The organism is Paraburkholderia sp. RHO2 (genome assembly GCF_050955445.1).
Classification (GTDB): domain Bacteria; phylum Actinomycetota; class Actinomycetes; order Mycobacteriales; family Mycobacteriaceae; genus Prescottella; species Prescottella agglutinans_A.
Window position 1 is genome coordinate 4230733 of record NZ_CP162617.1, and the last position, 18661, is coordinate 4249393.

General features: G+C 68.7%; 16 protein-coding genes. 1 reads left to right on the forward strand and 15 read right to left on the reverse strand.

The window, feature by feature from the left end:
* Positions 1-17: 17 nt before the first annotated feature.
* Positions 18-908 (forward strand): LysR family transcriptional regulator, encoded by an 891-nt coding sequence (locus ABTV10_RS19650; protein WP_499029547.1) that lies wholly within the window; start codon positions 18-20, stop codon positions 906-908.
* 39 nt (positions 909-947) lie between these two features.
* On the opposite strand, the gene ABTV10_RS19655 is transcribed toward ABTV10_RS19650, so the two are convergent.
* The 15 genes from ABTV10_RS19655 to ABTV10_RS19725 all read right to left on the reverse strand — a co-directional run bounded on the left by ABTV10_RS19655 (position 948) and on the right by ABTV10_RS19725 (position 18597).
* Entirely contained in the window at positions 948-2432 is a 1485-nt protein-coding gene (locus ABTV10_RS19655; protein ID WP_499029549.1) for an FAD-dependent monooxygenase, read from the reverse strand.
* A 193-nt stretch (positions 2433-2625) separates the two neighbouring features.
* Positions 2626-3816: an elongation factor Tu gene (gene tuf / locus ABTV10_RS19660; RefSeq protein WP_433606709.1), complete on the reverse strand. Its 1191-nt coding sequence runs from the start codon at positions 3814-3816 to the stop codon at positions 2626-2628.
* Positions 3817-3905: 89 nt separating this feature from the next.
* Complete coding sequence (fusA, locus tag ABTV10_RS19665; protein ID WP_433606711.1) at positions 3906-6008, reverse strand: elongation factor G; 2103 nt, start codon at positions 6006-6008, stop codon at positions 3906-3908.
* 151 nt (positions 6009-6159) lie between these two features.
* Positions 6160-6630, reverse strand: coding sequence for a 30S ribosomal protein S7 (gene rpsG / locus ABTV10_RS19670; RefSeq protein WP_005518273.1), 471 nt, complete (start codon positions 6628-6630; stop codon positions 6160-6162).
* On the reverse strand, positions 6630-7004 hold the full coding sequence (rpsL, locus tag ABTV10_RS19675; RefSeq protein ID WP_127915634.1) for a 30S ribosomal protein S12: 375 nt from the start codon (positions 7002-7004) through the stop codon (positions 6630-6632). Before rpsL ends, rpsG begins: the two co-directional genes overlap by 1 nt.
* A gap of 354 nt (positions 7005-7358) precedes the next feature.
* On the reverse strand, positions 7359-7877 hold the full coding sequence (locus ABTV10_RS19680; RefSeq protein WP_499029552.1) for a DUF3558 domain-containing protein: 519 nt from the start codon (positions 7875-7877) through the stop codon (positions 7359-7361).
* A gap of 8 nt (positions 7878-7885) precedes the next feature.
* Positions 7886-8416, reverse strand: coding sequence for a DUF3558 domain-containing protein (locus ABTV10_RS19685; RefSeq protein WP_499029555.1), 531 nt, complete (start codon positions 8414-8416; stop codon positions 7886-7888).
* An 18-nt stretch (positions 8417-8434) separates the two neighbouring features.
* The gene (locus tag ABTV10_RS19690) at positions 8435-9064 is read right to left on the reverse strand and encodes a TetR/AcrR family transcriptional regulator (RefSeq protein WP_433606719.1); all 630 of its coding nucleotides are present in this window, start codon (positions 9062-9064) and stop codon (positions 8435-8437) included.
* Positions 9065-9318: 254 nt separating this feature from the next.
* Positions 9319-10113, reverse strand: a complete 795-nt coding sequence (locus tag ABTV10_RS19695; RefSeq protein ID WP_499029557.1) for an enoyl-CoA hydratase family protein — start codon at positions 10111-10113, stop codon at positions 9319-9321.
* Positions 10114-10124: 11 nt separating this feature from the next.
* Positions 10125-11288, reverse strand: a complete 1164-nt coding sequence (locus ABTV10_RS19700) for an acyl-CoA dehydrogenase family protein (RefSeq protein ID WP_433606723.1) — start codon at positions 11286-11288, stop codon at positions 10125-10127.
* On the reverse strand, positions 11285-13288 hold the full coding sequence (locus ABTV10_RS19705) for an acetyl/propionyl/methylcrotonyl-CoA carboxylase subunit alpha (protein ID WP_499029559.1): 2004 nt from the start codon (positions 13286-13288) through the stop codon (positions 11285-11287). Before ABTV10_RS19705 ends, ABTV10_RS19700 begins: the two co-directional genes overlap by 4 nt.
* Positions 13289-13302: 14 nt before the next feature.
* A complete protein-coding gene (locus tag ABTV10_RS19710; RefSeq protein ID WP_433606727.1) occupies positions 13303-14901 on the reverse strand; it encodes an acyl-CoA carboxylase subunit beta in 1599 nt (532 codons plus the stop codon).
* Positions 14898-16046, reverse strand: a complete 1149-nt coding sequence (locus ABTV10_RS19715; RefSeq protein WP_499029562.1) for an acyl-CoA dehydrogenase family protein — start codon at positions 16044-16046, stop codon at positions 14898-14900. The genes ABTV10_RS19710 and ABTV10_RS19715 overlap by 4 nt, the downstream gene beginning before the upstream one ends.
* The gene (locus tag ABTV10_RS19720) at positions 16043-17791 is read right to left on the reverse strand and encodes an acyclic terpene utilization AtuA family protein (RefSeq protein WP_499029564.1); all 1749 of its coding nucleotides are present in this window, start codon (positions 17789-17791) and stop codon (positions 16043-16045) included. The genes ABTV10_RS19715 and ABTV10_RS19720 overlap by 4 nt, the downstream gene beginning before the upstream one ends.
* Positions 17788-18597 (reverse strand): TIGR03084 family metal-binding protein, encoded by an 810-nt coding sequence (locus ABTV10_RS19725; RefSeq protein WP_499029566.1) that lies wholly within the window; start codon positions 18595-18597, stop codon positions 17788-17790. The genes ABTV10_RS19720 and ABTV10_RS19725 overlap by 4 nt, the downstream gene beginning before the upstream one ends.
* Between the last annotated feature and the right edge of the window lie 64 nt (positions 18598-18661).

Below are 18661 nucleotides of genomic sequence, written 5' to 3' on the forward strand. Positions count from 1 at the left end.
AACTAGAATCTACAGTTATGGAACTTCGTCAGCTCGAGTACTTCGTGGCAGTCGCCGAGGAAGCCAACTTCACCCGTGCCGCCGCGCGCGTACACGTCAGCCAGTCGGGCATCAGCGCACAGATCCGCCAGCTCGAGAACGACCTGGGAGCACCCCTGTTCGACCGCTCGACCCGCATCGCCACACTCACGGTGGCCGGCGAGGCCGCCGTGACGCACGCCCGCGCCGCGCTGGCCGCAGCCCGCGCCGTCCGTGATGCCGTCGACGACGTCAACCAGCTGGTCCGGGGTCGGCTCGAGGTCGGCATGGTCACGGCCTGCACCGTGACGCCACTGTTCGACGCCCTGTCCGCGTTTCATCACGCGCATCCGGGCGTCGACGTGAGCCTGACGGAGGACAACTCCGATCGACTCGTCGACGGCGTACGCGGCGGGACCATCGACCTGGCTCTCGTCGGGGTCGCGGGTGACACGCCCACCGATTTGGACTCGTTCACGCTGGTGCGTGAGCGGTTGGTCGCCGCGGTGCCCGCCGGTCATCCCCTGACCCGGCTGTCGTCGGCGACGCTGGCCGACGTGTGCGCTCATCCTCTGGTCGCGCTGCCGTCGGGCACCGGCATCCGCACCGTTCTCGAGCAGGGGTGCGCGGAACTGCGCTGCCGGGCCGACGTCGCGCTGCAGGCCAGCGCCCCCGATGCCGTGGCCGACCTCGCGGCCCGCGGGCTGGGCGTCGCAATCCTGAGCGAGTCCATGGCGGCGGCGTACCCGAACCTGGACTCGCGGGTGATCACCGACGTCCCCGTCGACGCCGTGCTGGCACTCGTGTGGAAGCAGGAACCCTCGCCCGCGCTGCGCGAACTCCTCACGCACACCCGGCGCGCGTTCGGGGAGCACCGCGCCTCCTCGTGACGTCGTCCCCGGGAGGCAGGTTCCGGTGTGGCCCGACGGTCACGGGGCGCCTGTCCAAGAACGGTATGCGGTCTCCCAGCCCGACGGGCCTCGGTCCTGCAGACTCGGACCGGCCCATGCGATGTATCCGTCGGGGCGGACGAGCAGCGCCGGGCCGCTGTCCCGGCGTCGGGTCTGCACGACCTGGTCCGGCACACCGGTGGGCGCGGGGGCGGCGCCGTTCTCACGGACCAGCACGAAGCCCGGGTGCTCTCTCTGGACCGCCGTCAGCCGCCCCTCGTGCAGCGGTACCTCGGTGGCACGCCTGCCGACCAGGCGGTGCTGATCTCGGCCCCGGGGATAGCGCAGGGTCACACCGGAGAAGCTGCCCGCGATCATGTCCCGCGCCGGCGCGAACCGCGAGAGCAGCGGCGCGAGAGTGTCGCGCAAGGCCCGGGCGGGGGCGGGTTCCAGGGTGACAGCGCGCATCATGAGGCCGCTCTGCAGGACGACCCGCTTCCCCACGGGATGCCGCTCCCGCTGGTACGAACTCAGGACTGCGGGGTCCGCGCCCGACAGCACGGCGTCGAGCTTCCAGGCAAGGTTGGCGGCGTCCTGGATGCCGGTGTTCATCCCCTGGCCTCCCATCGGGGAGTGCACGTGCGCGGCGTCGCCCGCCAGGAACACGCGCCCGTGCCGGTAGTCGCTCACCTGCCGCTCGTCGCAGTGGAAGCGGGACGACCACGAGAATTCCTCCACTCCGACGTCACGCCCCATCGCGCGACCGAGGACGGCGATCACCTCGTCCTCCTCCACCGGGTCGGTGTCGGGAAGGGGTCGGGCCCGGTCCCAGGTCATCGATCTGAACCATCCGGGCCGGGCCTTGCCGTAGGGCGCCAGGAAGCCGAAGCAATCCCCGGTGGTGCCGAGTGTGAGGCCGGCGCCGTCGGGTCCCGCGCTCAGCCGGACATCGGCCAGCGCCACCGACGACAGCACCGTCCTGCCGGGAAAATCGACCCCGAGGAGTCGGCGGACCGTGCTGTGGGCGCCGTCCGCGCCCACGACGTACTCGGCTCGCCACACGTCGCTGTCGACGCCGCCCTTCGGGCGCGACGTGACCGTCACGCCGCTCCGATCCTGCGCCAGACCCGACACCTCCGAACCACGCAGCACCATCGCCCCTTGGGCTTCGGCGTAGCGCGTGAGGGCTCGGTCGACGTCGGTCTGCGGGGTGATCAACACGAACCGGTACCGCGACGGCAGGTTGCTCAGATCGAGCGCCGCGTCGGCGAACAGGTTGATACGCGAAGCAGTGCCGGCGTCCGCCAGCAAGTCGTCGGCCAGACCGCGGCTGTCCAGCACCTCGAGGGTGCGGGGCATGGTGACGAAGGCCCGGCTGGACGGATTGATCGACGGCCACCGCTCCAGAACCACGACCTGACGGCCGGCACGAGCGAGATCCCCCGCGACAGTCATCCCGGTGGGTCCTCCCCCGACCACCAGCACCTCGGTCTCGTGCCTGGCGACGGATTCACGAGAGGGCATCGCCGCTCCTTTGTCCGACGCCGGAAGCCGGCGCGTTCTCGGTACCGGTTTCCGTCCAGCCTAGGGCGAGCCTGAACCCAGGTCCCGCGAACAAGTCCGCCGCATCCCCACCCGGACCGATTCCGGCCACCGAAACGCCGAAGGGCGCCCACTCCCGAAGGAGTGAGCGCCCTTGGCGTCAGTGAGAACTAGCTCACTTGATGATCTTCGTGACGCGACCGGCACCGACGGTGCGGCCACCCTCACGGATCGCGAAGCGCAGGCCCTCGTCCATGGCGACCGGCTGGATCAGCACGACGGACATCTCGGTGTTGTCACCGGGCATGACCATCTCGGTGCCCTCGGGCAGGGTCACAACGCCCGTCACGTCAGTCGTACGGAAGTAGAACTGCGGACGGTAGTTGTTGAAGAACGGCGTGTGGCGGCCGCCCTCGTCCTTGGACAGGATGTACGCCTGGCCCTCGAACTCGGTGTGCGGGGTGGTGGTGCCGGGCTTGACGACAACCTGGCCACGCTCGACGTCCTCGCGCTTGATGCCACGAACCAGCAGACCGACGTTGTCGCCCGCCTGGCCCTGGTCGAGCAGCTTGCGGAACATCTCGATGCCCGTGACCGTGGTCTTGGTGACATCGGGACGGATGCCGACGATCTCGACTTCCTCGTTCACGTTGATCACGCCGCGCTCGATACGACCGGTGACGACGGTGCCACGACCGGTGATCGTGAAGACGTCCTCGACCGGCATCAGGAACGGCTTGTCGGTCTCACGAACCGGGTCCGGGATCGACTCGTCGACAGCAGCCATCAGGTCCTCGATGGACTTGACCCACTTGGCGTCGCCCTCGAGTGCCTTCAGAGCCGAGATCGGGATGACCGGAGCGTTCTCGTCGAACTCCTGGCCGGCCAGCAGCTCGCGGACCTCCATCTCGACGAGCTCGAGGATTTCCTCGTCGTCGACCATGTCGGCCTTGTTCAGGGCGACGAGGATGTAGGGAACGCCGACCTGGCGGGCGAGCAGCACGTGCTCACGGGTCTGCGGCATCGGGCCGTCGGTAGCCGCCACGACCAGGATCGCGCCGTCCATCTGGGCAGCGCCGGTGATCATGTTCTTGATGTAGTCGGCGTGACCGGGGGCATCGACGTGAGCGTAGTGACGCTTCTCCGTCTGGTACTCAACATGCGAGATGTTGATCGTGATGCCGCGAGCCTTCTCCTCGGGAGCCTTGTCGATCTGGTCGAACGCGAAGCTCTCGTTGAGATCCGGGTACTTGTCGGCGAGCACCTTGGTGATGGCCGCGGTGGTCGTGGTCTTGCCGTGGTCGACGTGACCGATGGTGCCGATGTTCACGTGCGGCTTGGTCCGCTCGAACTTCGCCTTCGCCACTGGATGTCCTCCTGGACTGATTGTGCTTGCGGTATGCAGCAGTGCGGTTGGTTATTACGTTGGTCGTGCTTCGGCCGACGAAACCGAGGTTACTCGCCGGTCGCCTTGGCGATGATTTCCTTCGAGACGTTCGCGGGAACCTCTGCGTAGGAATCGAACACCATGGAGAAGTTCGCACGGCCCTGGGTCTTCGACCGCAGGTCACCGATGTAGCCGAACATCTCCGAGAGCGGAACCAGCGCCTTCACGACACGGGCACCACTGCGTTCCTCCATGGCCTGGATCTGGCCACGGCGGGAGTTGAGGTCGCCGATCACTTCACCCATGTAGTCCTCGGGCGTGGTGACCTCGACAGCCATGAGGGGCTCGAGAATGACCGGGCCGGCCTTGCGGGCAGCTTCCTTGAGCGCCTGCGAACCGGCGACCTTGAAGGCCATTTCCGAGGAGTCGACGTCGTGGTAAGCGCCGTCGAGCAGGGTCAGCTTCAGGTTCACGAGCGGGTAACCGGCGAGAACACCGTACTGCATCGCGTCCTGGGCACCGGCGTCGACCGAGGGGATGTACTCGCGCGGAACGCGGCCACCCGTGACCTTGTTCTCGAACTCGTAGCTCGCGCCGTCCTCGCCGACGAAGGGCTCGAGGGCGATGATGACCTTTGCGAACTGGCCCGAACCACCGGTCTGCTTCTTGTGCGTGAACTCGTGCTTCTCGACCGGCTTGGTGATGGTCTCACGGTACGCAACCTGCGGCTTACCGACGTTGGCCTCGACCTTGAACTCGCGACGCATACGGTCGACGAGGATGTCGAGGTGGAGCTCGCCCATACCGCCGATGACGGTCTGACCGGTCTCCTCGTCCAGCTCGACCGAGAAGGTCGGGTCCTCTTCCGCGAGCTTCTGGATCGCGGTGCCCAGCTTCTCCTGGTCGGACTTGGTCTTGGGCTCGATCGAGACCTGGATGACCGGGTCCGGGAACGTCATCGACTCGAGGACGATCGGGTTCGCCTGGTCGCACAGGGTGTCACCGGTCGTGGTGTCCTTCAGGCCGATCATCGCGTAGATGTGGCCCGCGACGGCCTCGTCGACCGGGTTCTCCTTGTTGGCGTGCATCTGGAAGAGCTTGCCGATGCGCTCCTTCTTGCCCTTGGTGGCGTTGAGCACCTGGGCACCCGGCTCGACACGACCCGAGTAGACGCGCACGAAGGTGAGCTTGCCGAAGAACGGGTGCGCCGCAATCTTGAAGGCGAGAGCCGAGAACGGCTCGTCCTTGCTGGGCTTGCGGACCAGCTCCTCTTCCTCGTTGTTCACGGCGTGGCCGTGGACCTCGCCGATGTCCAGCGGGTTCGGCAGGTAGTCGATGACCGCGTCGAGCATGGGCTGAACGCCCTTGTTCTTGAACGCGGAGCCACACAGCACCGGGTACAGCTCGGAGTTGACCGTCAGCTTGCGGATGGCGCCCTTGATCTCCTCGACCGTGAGCTCCTCGCCGCCGAAGTACTTCTCCATGAGAGCTTCGTCGGACTCGGCGACCGTCTCGAGCAGCTTCTCGCGGTACTCGGCAGCCTTGTCGGCCAGATCCGCGGGGATCTCCTCGATGGTCGGCTCGGCGCCGATCTCGACGACGCCGCGCCAGGTGATGGCCTTCATCTCGACGAGGTCGACGACACCGTCGAAGTCGTCCTCAGCGCCGATCGGCAGCTGCAGGACCAGCGGCTTCGCGCCGAGGCGATCGATGATGGTCTGCACGGTGAAGTAGAAGTCCGCGCCCATCTTGTCCATCTTGTTGACGAAGCAGATGCGCGGAACGTCGTACTTGGCAGCCTGGCGCCAGACCTGCTCGGACTGGGGCTCGACGCCCTCCTTGCCGTCGAACACGGCAACGGCGCCATCAAGAACACGGAGGGAGCGCTCAACTTCCACCGTGAAGTCGACGTGGCCGGGGGTGTCGATGATGTTGATCTGGTTCTTGTTCCAGAAGCAGGTGACGGCGGCGGAGGTGATGGTGATACCACGCTCCTTCTCCTGCTCCATCCAGTCGGTGGTCGACGCACCGTCGTGGGTCTCACCGATCTTGTAGTTCACACCGGTGTAGAAGAGGATGCGCTCGGTCGTGGTGGTCTTGCCGGCATCGATGTGCGCCATGATGCCGATATTGCGGACCTTGTTCAGGTCGGTCAGCACTTCCTGTGCCACAGGATTCTTCCCCGCTCGTTGATCGTGTCGGCCCTTCTGGGGCCACGTCTCTTTTTCTTGTCAGCCGGCCCGGTGACGGAACCGACACAGTAGTGACAACGCCAGGCCGAGGGATTTGGTGCCCGTGAGGCTCCCTCGGCCTGGCGCGGTGTCACCAGCGGTAGTGCGCGAACGCCTTGTTGGCTTCAGCCATCTTGTGGGTGTCCTCGCGACGCTTCACCGAAGCGCCCAGGCCGTTGCTCGCATCGAGAAGCTCGTTGGCGAGACGCTCGACCATGGTCTTCTCACGACGAGCGCGCGAGAAGGTGACCAGCCAGCGCAGGGCCAGCGTGGTGGAGCGACCCGGACGAACCTCGACCGGCACCTGGTAGGTGGCGCCACCGACGCGACGGCTGCGGACCTCGAGGGCGGGCTTGACGTTGTCGAGCGCGCGCTTGAGGGTGACGACCGGATCGGTGCCGGTCTTCTCGCGAGCCTGCTCGAGGGCACCGTAGACGATGCGCTCGGCGGTGGACTTCTTGCCGTCCAGCAGGATCTTGTTCACCAGCTGGGTGACCAGCGGCGAGCCGTAGACCGGGTCGGCGACGAGCGGGCGCTTGGGAGCGGGGCCCTTACGTGGCATTAGCTCTTCTCCTTCTTGGCGCCGTAACGGCTGCGAGCCTGCTTGCGGTTCTTGACACCCTGGGTGTCGAGCGAGCCGCGGATGATCTTGTAGCGCACACCGGGGAGGTCCTTCACACGACCGCCGCGGACGAGCACCATCGAGTGCTCCTGCAGGTTGTGGCCCTCACCCGGGATGTAAGCGGTGACCTCGACGGAGCTGGTCAGGCGCACACGGGCGACCTTCCGCAGCGCGGAGTTCGGCTTCTTCGGGGTGGTGGTGTACACGCGAGTGCACACGCCACGACGCTGCGGGCTGCCCTTCAGGGCCGCGGTCTTGACCTTGGCGGCCTTGTCGCGGCGGCCCTTACGGACCAGCTGGTTGATGGTTGGCATGTATCGGCTTTCTACGTTGGTTCCAGACTGCTCAGACGAGCAACACTGGCTGTTCTGAAATTAGGGATCCATCGGTTGGGGCAAGAAAGCTGCTGCCCCGCACCCACCCCGCGCGTGCACACGAGGTCGGGCGTGTCGCGTACCCCCACACAGGCAACCGGATGCTCGTACCTGCAGAAACCTCACGGAAACTCCAGAAACACGCGCACGCCAACGCCTCGCATAGGCACACAGATCGAGCCCGAGCACGCCGGAGCAAAGCCTGCGGAGCGACCCCAGCGGTCGGACACGACCCCCAACGATACCTGGCGGCTCCGTTCGAGGTCAAAGCGGGCCCGAGCGCCGAGCCGTTTGTCAAGCGCTCAGGTTCAAAGTGAGTTTCGCCAGCGTGGCCGCGGCCTCACACGGGTCAGGATGCCCCGCGTCCCGGTACTGCACCCACCAACCGACGACACCCGAGACGGGGCTGCCGGTGGAGATCCCGCACGCGCCGGGATCGCGCGGCTGCCGCGCAAGCACCGCACGTCGGCCGTCGACGCTCGCGTCCTCGACCGCGTATCCCAGGCGCTGCGCCGTCTCGCGCTCGACGTCGAGCGACCCGGTCTCGAACCAGTCGAACGTCACCCGCACCGGCCCGGCCGGGCCGGCGACGGACCACCGGCAGATCGCACCGAAGAAGCCGCGCTCGATGCCGCCGCCGCCCACGGCGTCGGCGATCTGCTCCGGTTCGACGACGTCGCACTCGGTGAGCAGCGCCGCGTACTCGGACGACGAGCCCGGCGCGGTCGCACCCTGCGGCACGGGTGTGCCGTCGACGGTGGCGCCGCATCCCGAGAGCACGAGAACACCGACGACCGCAGCGGCCGGGAGCACCCGGCGCCTCACCTCCGGGCCCTCTCGACCGTCAGCTCGGCGAGCTGTCGGGCCACCCCGCACGGATCCGCCGTCGGCGTGGCGTCGGCGTAGGCGATCGACCAGTGCACGAAGTCGTCGCCGAACTGCACGCCCAGCTCACACAGCCGACTCGAGAGCGAGGCCACGAATCCGGGATTGCCGCCGATCTCGATGTCGGTGGCGGGGCGCCCGATCAGTTCACTGCCCGCGCGCTCGCGCCCGATCGGGCTGCCGCGGTACCAGGAGAACGACACGTGCGGGGAACTCTGGCCGTCCTGCGCGGACAACTGCCACTCGCAGCCCACGGAATTGCGGACGACGGTTCCGAAGCCGGGGACGCCGAACACCGTCGCGACCTCGTCGTCGGTCACGGATCCGCACTCCCCGAAGAACGGGCCGGGCGCCCCCGCGCTCGACGCCGGCGCGGCACCGGGTGCCCCCTCATCGGATCCGGCGCCGCCACAGCCGGCGAGCAGCACCGCCGCCGCCAGCAGGGCACCCACCAGCTTCTTCGGCATGGAGCGGAACTGTACCGGCTACGACAGCGAGGCCGTGGGCGACGACGGCGCCGCCGCGATCGAACCCAACGCAGCATCGAGCTGGGCCGCCCAGCACCGCACGATCTCGGCGCGCCGCCGGGAGTCGTCGGTCAGGACGTCGGCGAGGCCGAGCCCGCGCGCCAGGTCGAGGGTGGCCTGGACGAGTCCGCGAACGGCGGGGTCCGAGTCGTCGACGCCGAGGCTCTCGACGGCGGTGCGGTGGGCGACGCGGCCGAATCGCTCCTCGAGCGGGAGGACGCGGGCCCGCAGTTCCGGGTCGGCGGCCGCCGCGGTCCACACCTGCAGCGCCGCCTTGAACAGCGTGCTCGTGTAGTAGTCGACGAGCCGGGCGACGACCGCCTCGGTGCGACCGGCGCCGGCGGGCAACTCGGTGACCTCTCGGTGCGCCTGCTCCATCCGGCTGTCGAACATGAACTCGAGTGCAGCGGTGATGAGGTCCTCACGCGTCGGGAAGTGATGCTGCGTCGCTCCCCGCGAGACACCCGCGCGCTGCGCGACGACGGCGACCGTGGTCGCGGACCAACCGAACTCGGCCAGACTGTCGACGGTCGCTTCGAGGAGACGGTGCCTGGTGAGGCGGCTCCTGTCCTGTTGTGGTGCGCGCATCCGATTTCGTCCTCTCCGGTGTCTTCCGGTCGTCGTGTGCAGTGGCTACGCCGCCTTGTGGGCGACATGTGCGGCGCTCCGACAACGACCACAATCAGGAAGGGTTACATCACGGAGTCATTGCAGGGCGGCCTCGCACACGTTACTGATTCTGCAAAGAAGGGTGCCCTTCCTTTCCGTCATCATCTTCGGCTGATCCGACGCCCCGACGACAGTGGGGTCCGTTCCACGACGGAACGGACCCCACAGCTGTCTCAGCCGTCGACGGCCCACTTCGGCGGTCGCTTCTGCAGGAACGCCGTCATCCCCTCGACGGCCTCCTCCGAGCCGAACAGCCTGGCCGACTGCGCCGCCAGGTCCTCTGCGTAGCGATCGAAGTCGGCCAGCATCCGCATCGTCGTGAGCTTCTTGGACTCGGCCAGCCCCTGCGGCGAACACTGCCGCAGTGCTGCCCCCAGCTCACGCACCACCGCCGCCGGATCCTGGACGGCCTCGCTGATCAGACCGATCGCCTCGGCCTCGTGCGAACCGAACTTCTCCCCGGTGAGGAAGTAGCGTCCGGCCGCGCGCGAGGTCAGTCTCGGGACCACCGTCAGCGAGATGATCGACGCGGCCAGACCCAGCCGTGCCTCGGTGAGCGCGAAGGTGCTCTCCGGTCCGGCGACCACGATGTCGCAGGCGCCGACCAGTCCCATGCCCCCGGCCCGGACGTGTCCGTCGATCCGACCGATCACGGGCTTCGGCAGTTCGACGATCGCCCGCAGCAGCGCCGTCATCTGTCGGGTGCGTCCGGCCGCCAGTTCCGCCGGGTCCGAGTCCGCGGCCCCACTCGCCTCCGACAAGTCCGCGCCCGCGCAGAAGGTGCCGCCCGTGTGGGTGAGCACGACGGCGCGCACCGCATCGTCGGCGGCTGCGTCGGCCAGGCCCCGCCGCAACTGGTCGACCAGTCTGCCCGAGATGGCATTGCGGTTGTGCGGCGAGTCCAGCGTCAGCGTCGCGACGCCGTCGGCGACGTCGTAGCGGACGAGGAGATCCGTCGTGTTCGTCATGTCGGCCACCGTCAGTAGGACTTGGGCAGGCCCAGCGAGTGCTGGGCGACGAAGTTGAGGATCATCTCGCGGCTCACCGGTGCCACCCGTGCGATCCGGGCCGCGCCCAGCATCGCGGACAGGCCGTACTCCTTGGTGAGCCCGGCACCGCCGTGTGTCTGGATCGCTTGGTCGAGGGTCTTGATGCTGGCCTCGGCAGCCGCGTACTTGGCCATGTTCGCGGCCTCGGCGGCACCGAAGTCGTCGCCGCCGTCGTAGAGCACCGCGGCCTTCTGCATCATCAGCTTCGCCAGCTCGAGCTCGATCTTGCACTGCGCGAGGGGATGCGCGAGACCCTGGTGGGCACCGATCGGCGTCTTCCACACCGTGCGTTCCTTCGCGAACTTCACGCCGGCCTCGAGCGCCCACCGCCCCATCCCGATCGCCATGGCCGCACCGAGGATTCGCTCGGGGTTCAGGCCGGCGAACAGCTGCATGAGCGCCGCGTCCTCGGAGCCGACGAGCGCGTCCGCGGGCAGTCTCACGTCGTCGAGGAACAGCGTGAACTGGCGGTCCGGTTCGATGACGTCCATCTCCATCGGCGTCGCGACGAAGTTCTCGGCGTCGGTGGGCACGATGAACAGTGCCGGCTTGAGCTTGCCGGTCTTGTGATCCTCGGTGCGCGCGACGATCAGAACAGCGTCGGCCTGGTCGACCCCGGAGATGAAGACTTTGTTGCCCTTGAGGATCCAGTCCTCGCCGTCCCGCCGCGCGGTCGTGGTGATCTGGTGCGAGTTGGAACCGGCGTCGGGTTCGGTGATGCCGAACGCCATGATCTTCGAGCCGTCGGCGAGCGCGGTGAGCCACTCCTGCTTCTGCGCGTCGGTGCCGTACTTGCCGATGATGGTGCCGCAGATCGCGGGCGAGACCACGACGAGGAGCAGCCCGGCGCCCTGCGCCGCGAGTTCCTCCTGGACCAGCGCGAGCTCGTAGATGCCGGCTCCCCCACCGCCGTACTCCTCGGGCAGGTTCACGCCGAGGAAACCGAGCTTGCCGGCCTCGTTCCACAGTTCGGTGAGCGGCTCGCCCTTGCGCGCCTTCGGCAGCACGTAGTCGACGTAGTTGAAGCGCTGCGCGAGCTTGGACACCGCCGCCCGCAACTCCTTCTGCTCCTCCGTCTCGATGAAGCTGCTCATGCGGTTTCTCCTTCTGCGACTTCTGCTTCCACGATTGCCAGGATCGATCCGACGTCGACCTGGTGGCCGACGTCGACGGACAGTTCGGTGAGCACACCCGAGGTGGGCGCCTTGACGGTGTGCTCCATCTTCATGGCCTCGAGCCACAGGATCGGCTGCCCGGCCGCGACCCGGTCCCCGACGGCCGCTCCCAGGCGGATCACCGCGCCGGGCATGGGCGCCAGCAGCGAGCCCTCCGCGACGACGGTCGACGGGTCGACGAATCGCGGGAGCGCCGTCAGCGTCACCGGCCCGAGCGGCGAGTCGACGCACACCCGGTCGCCGTAGCGTGCGACATCGAACCGCCGCTGTAGGCCGGCGACGTCGAGCACCACGTGGTCGGGGCTGGATGCCGCGAGCGTGACGTCGTCGAAGTCCTCGGCGTGCAGACCCGACCGGGTCAGCAGGTAGCGGACGTCGTGGTCGCCGTGAATGCCGTTGTATCGCTTGCTCTGCGGCTGCGACGGCAGGTTCCGCCAGCCACTCGGCAGTCCGCCGAGCACCGGCGCGGCGGCCCGGTTGGCCGCGGCGTCCGCGACGGCGGCCGCCAGTGCCGACAGGCTCTCCGCGTTGTCGTCGGCGAGCGGACGCGCCAGCGCGTCGAGCCCGTGGGTGTCGAAGAACGCGGTGTCGGTGTCGCCCGCGAGGAACGCCGGGTGACGCAGGACATTGACGAGCAGGTCGCGGTTGGTCTGCAGCCCGTGCAGGCGAGCGCTCGCCAGCGCCGACGCGAGCACCTGTGCGGCCTGGGCGCGGGTGGGCGCGTACGAGATGACCTTGGCGAGCATCGGATCGTAGAAGACGCTCACCACCGAGCCGTTCTCCACACCCGAGTCCAGACGCACGCCGGTCCGCTCGAGAACGTCGAACTCTGCTGTGCTGCCGGGCAGTTCGATGCGCTCGACGACGCCGCTCTGCGGACGCCATCCGTGCGCGGGATCCTCGGCGTAGAGCCGGACCTCGATCGAGTGTCCGCGGAGCGCGGGCGGCTCCGCCGGCAGTTCGGCGCCGCCGGCGACCTGCAGCTGCAGGTCCACCAGGTCGAGCCCGGTGGTGCACTCGGTGACCGGGTGCTCCACCTGCAGGCGGGTGTTCATCTCCAGGAAGAAGAAGTCGCCCTGCTCGTCGGCCAGGAACTCGACGGTGCCGGCGCCTTCGTAGCCGATCGCGTTCGCGGCGAGCCGCGCGGCGTCGAACAGCTTGGCGCGCATCGCCGGAATGCGTTGGACGAGCGGCGACGGCGCCTCCTCGACCACCTTCTGGTGGCGGCGCTGGATCGAGCATTCGCGCTCGCCGACCGCCCACACGGTGCCGTGCCGGTCGGCCATCACCTGCACCTCGATGTGGCGTCCGGTCTCGAGGTAACGCTCGCAGAACACCGTCGGATCGCCGAACGCGGACTCCGCCTCGCGGCGGGCCGCCTCGATCTCACCGGACAGCGCCGACAGTTCGCGCACCACCCGCATGCCGCGTCCACCGCCGCCGGCCGATGCCTTGACCAGGACCGGCAGGTCGGCCTCGGTCACCGCGTCGGGGTCGAGTTCGGCGAGGACCGGTACCCCGGCCTCGGCCATGATCCGCTTGGATTCGACCTTCGAGCCCATCAGCTCGATCGACTTGGCGGGCGGGCCGATCCATGTCAGCCCGGCCGCCTCGACGGCCAGCGCGAAATCGGCGTTCTCCGAGAGGAATCCGTAGCCAGGGTGGATCGCGTCGGCGCCCGCGGCTCGTGCCGCGGCGATGATCGCGTCGGCCCGCAGGTACGTCTGGGCGGGCGTCGCTCCCGGCAGCCGGACCGCGGCGTCGGCCTCGGCGACGTGCGGGCTCGCAGCGTCCGGGTCGGAGAACACCGCCACGGTGCCGATGCCGGAACGCCGGCACGTCGCGAAGACCCGGCGGGCAATCTCGCCGCGGTTGGCGACCAGCACGGACGTGATGGTGGGGTTACTCGCAGTTGTCATCAAACGTTCCTCACTCACATCCGGAAGACGCCGAAGTTCTCGGTGCCCTCGATCGGGGCGGTGGCGATGGCCGACAGGCACATCCCCACCACCGTGCGGGTGTCGCGGGGGTCGATCACGCCGTCGTCGTACAGGCGCCCGGACAGGAACATCGGCAGCGATTCGGCCTCGATCTGGTTCTCGATCATGGCCCGCATGCCGGCATCGGCCTGCTCGTCGAAGACCTGGCCGCGGGCCTCGGCGGCGGCGCGACCGACGATCGAGATGACGCCCGCGAGCTGGGCGCCACCCATGACCGCGGACTTGGAACTGGGCCACGCGAACAGGAACCGCGGATCGAACGCGCGCCCGCACATGCCGTAGTGGCCGGCACCGTACGAGGCGCCGAGCAGGATCGAGATGTGCGGGACCTTCGAGTTGGCGACCGCGTTGATCATCATCGATCCGTGCTTGATCATGCCGCCCTCCTCGTATTCCTTGCCCACCATGTAGCCGGTGGTGTTGTGCAGGAACAGAAGAGGGGTGTTCGAGCGGTTCGCCAGCTGGATGAACTGGGTGGCCTTCTGCGATTCCTCGCTGAAGAGCACGCCGCGCGCGTTGGCGAGGATGCCGATCGGGTAGCCGTGCAGTTCGGCCCAGCCCGTGACGAGCGACGAGCCGTAGAGCGGCTTGAACTCGTCGAAGTCGGATCCGTCGACGATGCGCGCGATCACCTCGCGGGGATCGAACGGGATCTTCAGATCCGACGGCACGATGCCGAGCAGTTCCTCGGGGTCCTCGAGCGGCTCGATCACCTCGGTCCGCGGCGCCGGCCCCTGCTTCTTCCAGTTGAGTCGCCGGACGATGCTGCGGCCGATGCGGATCGCGTCCTGCTCGTCGTGGGCGAAGTAGTCGGCCAGGCCGGACTTGCGCGCGTGCATCTCGGCGCCGCCGAGGGATTCGTCGTCCGACTCCTCACCGGTGGCCATCTTCACCAGCGGCGGCCCCGCCAGGAACACCTTGGACCGTTCCTTGATCATCACGACGTGGTCGGACATGCCGGGGATGTAGGCGCCGCCCGCGGTGGAGTTGCCGAACACCAGCGCGATCGTCGGGATGCCGGCCGCCGACAGCTGGGTGAGGTCACGGAACATCCGCCCGCCGGGGATGAACACCTCCTTCTGCGTCGGCAGGTCGGCGCCGCCGGATTCGACGAGCGAGATCACCGGGAGGCGGTTCTGCACCGCGATGTCGTTGGCGCGGAAGCCCTTCTTGAGCGTCCACGGGTTGCTGGTCCCGCCGCGGACCGTCGGGTCGTTCGCGACGATGAGGCACTCGACGCCGCTGACGACGCCGATTCCGACGATCGTCGACGCGCCCACCGGGAACTCGGTGCCCCATGCGGCGAGCGGGGACAGCTCGAGGAACGGCGAGTCCGGATCGAGCAGCAGTTCGATGCGCTCGCGGGCCAGCAGCTTGCCCCGCTTGTGGTGCCGCTCGACGTACTTCTCGCCGCCCCCGGCGAGGGCCTTCGCGTGCTCGACCTCGAGTTCGCCGAGCTTGGCGGTCATCGACTCCACCGCCGACGTGTACTCGGCCGAGTTCGTGTCCAGTGTCGACTTCAGGATCGTCACGACTGATACCCCAATCGCTTGGCCGCCAGGGAGGTCAGGATCTCCGTGGTCCCGCCCCCGATGCCCAGAATTCGCATGTCCCGGTACTGCCTCTCCACTTCGCTTTCCGCCATGTAGCCCATGCCGCCGAACAACTGCACGGCCTGGTTCGCGACCCACTCGCCGGCCTCGACCGCGGTGTTCTTCGCAAAGCACACCTCGGCGACGAAGTCCTCACTCGACGTGAGCGAGCGTTCGACGAGGGTGCGGGTGTAGACGCGGGCGACGTCGATGCGCCGCGTCATCTCGGTGAGGGTGTTCTGCACGGCCTGCCGCGAGATCAGCGGCCGGCCGAACGTCTCGCGATCGCGGCACCACTGCAGCGTCAGGTCCAGGCACCGTTGTGCACTGGAGTACGCCTGCGCCGCCAGCGCGATGCGTTCGGTGAGGAACGCCTGCGCGATCTGCACGAACCCCGAGTTCTCGTCGCCCACCAGGTTCTCCACCGGGACCCGCACGTCGACGAACGACAGCTCCGCGGTGTCCGACGCACGCCAGCCCATTTTGTCGAGCTTGCGCGCCACCTCGAATCCCGGTGTGCCCCTCTCGATCACGAGCAGCGACACCCCGCCGGCTCCCGGACCGCCGGTGCGCACCGCGGTGACGACGAAGTCGGCCCGGACCGCGGAGGTGATGAACGTCTTGGCGCCGTTGACGACGTAGTGGTCGCCGTCGCGCACCGCCGTGGTCCGCAGGTGCCCGACGTCGGAACCGCCGCCCGGTTCGGTGATCGCGAGCGAACCGATCTTCTCGCCCGCGAGGGTGGGCCGGACCCACCGGTCGATCTGGTCCGGATCGCCCGCCGCGATCAGGTGCGGCAGCGCGATACCGCACGTGAACAGCGACGCGAACAGTCCACCCGACGCCCCGGCCTGGTGCATCTCCTCACAGATCAGCACCGCGTCGACCAGGTCACCGCCGTCGCCGCCGACCTCCTCCGGTAAGCCGGCGCCGAGCAGGCCCAGCGCGGCGGCCTTACGGTGCAGCTCGCGCGGGATCTCGCCGCCGCGCTCCCAGTCGCCGAGGTGCGGGAGGATCTCGTGCTCGACGAAGCCGCGGACGGTTTTGCGCAGCTGCTGCCGCTCGGGGGTGTCCCACACACTCATGCGTGTCCTTCCTGGAGTTCGTCGGCGTAACTGGGGACCAGGACGGTGGGGATCTCGATGTGCCGCGAGCGCAACCACTCCCCGAGTCCCTTGGCCTGCGGGTCGAACCGGGCCTGCGAGGCGACCCCGCGGCCGAGGATGCCCTCGATGACGAAGTTGACGGCCCGCAGATTCGGCAGCACGTGCCGCGTCACCTCGAGCGACTTCGCCTCGGGCAACATCCTTTTCAGTTCGTCGACGGTGAGCGCGTGGACCAGCCACCGCCACTGCTCGTCGGTGCGCACCCACACCCCGACGTTGGCGTTACCGCCCTTGTCGCCGCTGCGGGCGGCCGCGACGGCGCCCAGCGGCGCGGTCACCGTGTCGTCCGAGTCCAGCGGATCCGGCAGCGACGGCGCGGCCACCTCCTCGAGAACCCGAGTCTGCGTGCCGGGCGCGATGTCCAGACGCGTGCCGTCGGGCAGGACCGCGACGTGCGGCACCTGATCCACGTCGACGTAGCCGGGTGTGAACACCGCGTACGGCTGGCCGTTCGACGGCGGCGCGGTGAGCGCGAATCCGGGGTAGCTGGCCAGCGCGAGTTCGACCGCGACCGACGAGAACGCGCGTCCGACGACGTTCGGGTCGGTGTCGCGGACCGTGCACCGCAGCAGCGCGCTCGCGGACTCCTCGGTGTCGGCGTCCGGGTGGTCGGTGCGCGCAAGCGTCCACTCCAGTTCCTGCGGCTTGACCGTCAGCCACGAATCCAGCTGCCGCCGAACCAGTTCGGCCTTGGCCTCGATGTCGAGACCGGTGAGCACGAACGTCGCCTCGTTACGGAATCCGGCGAGCGCGTTGAGCGAGACCTTGTACTGCGGCGGCGGCGCCTCGCCGGTCACGCCCGCGATGCGGACGCGGTCGGGTCCGGCGGCGGAGATCTGGATCGAGTCCATGCGGGCGGTCGCGTCCGGGTTCGCGTAGCGGCCGCCGGTGATCTCGTACAGCAGCTGCGCGGTGACGGTGTCGACGGTCACCGCGCCCCCGGTACCGGCGTGCTTGGTGATGACCGACGAGCCGTCGGCGGCGATCTCGGCGATCGGGAAGCCGGGTCGGCCCAGATCGGGGATCTCGGTGAACCACGAGTAGTTGCCGCCGGTGGCCTGCGTGCCGCACTCGATCACGTGCCCGGCGACCACCGCACCCGCCAGCTTGTCGAAATCGTCGCGCGCCCAGCCGAAGTGCGCCGCGGCCGGTCCGACGATCACCGACGCGTCGGTGACGCGGCCGGTGACGACGACGTCGGCGCCGGCGTTCAGGCACTCGACGATGCCCCACGCCCCCAGGTACGCGTTGGCGGTCAGGGGCGTGGTCTCACGGTCGAGCCCGAGTTCGGCGACCCGCGCGATCAGGTCGTCGCCCTCGACGTGCGCGATCCTCGCGCTGAGCCCCAGCCGGTCGTTCACCTCGCGCAGTGCGTCAGCGAGTCCGGCCGGATTGAGTCCGCCGGCGTTCGCCACGATCTTCACGCCCCGGTCGAGCGCCAGACCGAGACAGTCCTCGGCCTGGCGCAGGAACGTCTTCGCGTAGCCGCGCGACGGATCCTTCATGCGGTCCCGCCCGAGGATGAGCATCGTCAGCTCGGCGAGATAGTCGCCGGTGAGATAGTCGAGTTCACCGCCCTCGAGCATCTCGCGCATGGCCGAGATCCGGTCGCCGTAGAACCCCGAGCAGTTGCCGATGCGGACGGGCGTCGGTGATGCGGTCATCGGGTCGCCTCCGTCCGGGTCGATTCGGCGGGATCCCGGCCCGCGCCGGGCGGCCCGGCGAACGCCTGCGCGATGTCGAGCCACCGCTCGGCGTCGTCGCCCGTCGCCCGCACTGCGGTGTCCGCGCGATGCAGGCGCTGCGTGACAAGGAGACAGAAGTCCTCCGCCGGACCCGTCACCCGCTGCGACGCGCCCTCCGGACCCCATGCCCACACGGCGCCGTCCGGCGCGACGAGCTCCACCCGGAACTCCTCGGCCGGAGGCGTGAGCTCGTTGACGCTGTACGCGAAGTCGCGGGTGCGGACGCCCAGGCGCGCAACGTGCTTCAGGCGGTCGGTCGCGTCGGTCGACACACCGAGCGCGTCGGCGACGTCCCGTCCGTGCGCCCACGTCTCCATCAGTCGGGCGGTCGCCATCGAGGCGGCGCTCATCGGCGGCCCGTACCACGGCAGCTTCGCGCCGGACGGGACCGAGAGCAACACCTCGGCGAGCCGGTCGCGCGTCGCCCGCCAGTCGGTCAGCAGTTCCCGCGGCGGACGCCGCGCCTCCGACTCTGCGCCCTGGTCGACGAACCCGTGCGGGTTCTTCCAGGCCTCGGTGAGCTGTCGCGCGAACTCGTCCGCGTCGGTGGCCGCCATGAGCGCCGCCCGGTCGGTCCACGCGAGGTGACCGATCTGGTGCGCGACGGTCCAGCCGGCGGCCGGTGTCGGCGTCGCCCACCGATCGTCGGGCAGATCCGCGACGAGCGCGTCGAGCGCTGCCCCCTCTGCGCGAAGGTCGTCGACGATCTTGGTCAAGTCAGCCACATACCCCTCCTCGGATGATGAGACCAGCATCACATCGAGGGGCGCATAAATCAAGCACGAGTGA

What these genes read in the sequence shown, in the direction of transcription:
- ABTV10_RS19650 (WP_499029547.1), top strand. Translation starts at nt 18, where the DNA reads ATGGAACTTCGTCAGCTCGAGTACTTCGTGGCAGTCGCCGAGGAAGCC.
- ABTV10_RS19655 (WP_499029549.1), bottom strand. Translation starts at nt 2,432, where the DNA reads ATGCCCTCTCGTGAATCCGTCGCCAGGCACGAGACCGAGGTGCTGGTG.
- rpsG (WP_005518273.1), bottom strand. Translation starts at nt 6,630, where the DNA reads ATGCCACGTAAGGGCCCCGCTCCCAAGCGCCCGCTCGTCGCCGACCCG.
- rpsL (WP_127915634.1), bottom strand. Translation starts at nt 7,004, where the DNA reads ATGCCAACCATCAACCAGCTGGTCCGTAAGGGCCGCCGCGACAAGGCC.
- ABTV10_RS19685 (WP_499029555.1), bottom strand. Translation starts at nt 8,416, where the DNA reads ATGCCGAAGAAGCTGGTGGGTGCCCTGCTGGCGGCGGCGGTGCTGCTC.
- ABTV10_RS19690 (WP_433606719.1), bottom strand. Translation starts at nt 9,064, where the DNA reads ATGCGCGCACCACAACAGGACAGGAGCCGCCTCACCAGGCACCGTCTC.
- ABTV10_RS19695 (WP_499029557.1), bottom strand. Translation starts at nt 10,113, where the DNA reads ATGACGAACACGACGGATCTCCTCGTCCGCTACGACGTCGCCGACGGC.
- ABTV10_RS19700 (WP_433606723.1), bottom strand. Translation starts at nt 11,288, where the DNA reads ATGAGCAGCTTCATCGAGACGGAGGAGCAGAAGGAGTTGCGGGCGGCG.
- ABTV10_RS19705 (WP_499029559.1), bottom strand. Translation starts at nt 13,288, where the DNA reads ATGACAACTGCGAGTAACCCCACCATCACGTCCGTGCTGGTCGCCAAC.
- ABTV10_RS19715 (WP_499029562.1), bottom strand. Translation starts at nt 16,046, where the DNA reads ATGAGTGTGTGGGACACCCCCGAGCGGCAGCAGCTGCGCAAAACCGTC.
- ABTV10_RS19720 (WP_499029564.1), bottom strand. Translation starts at nt 17,791, where the DNA reads ATGACCGCATCACCGACGCCCGTCCGCATCGGCAACTGCTCGGGGTTC.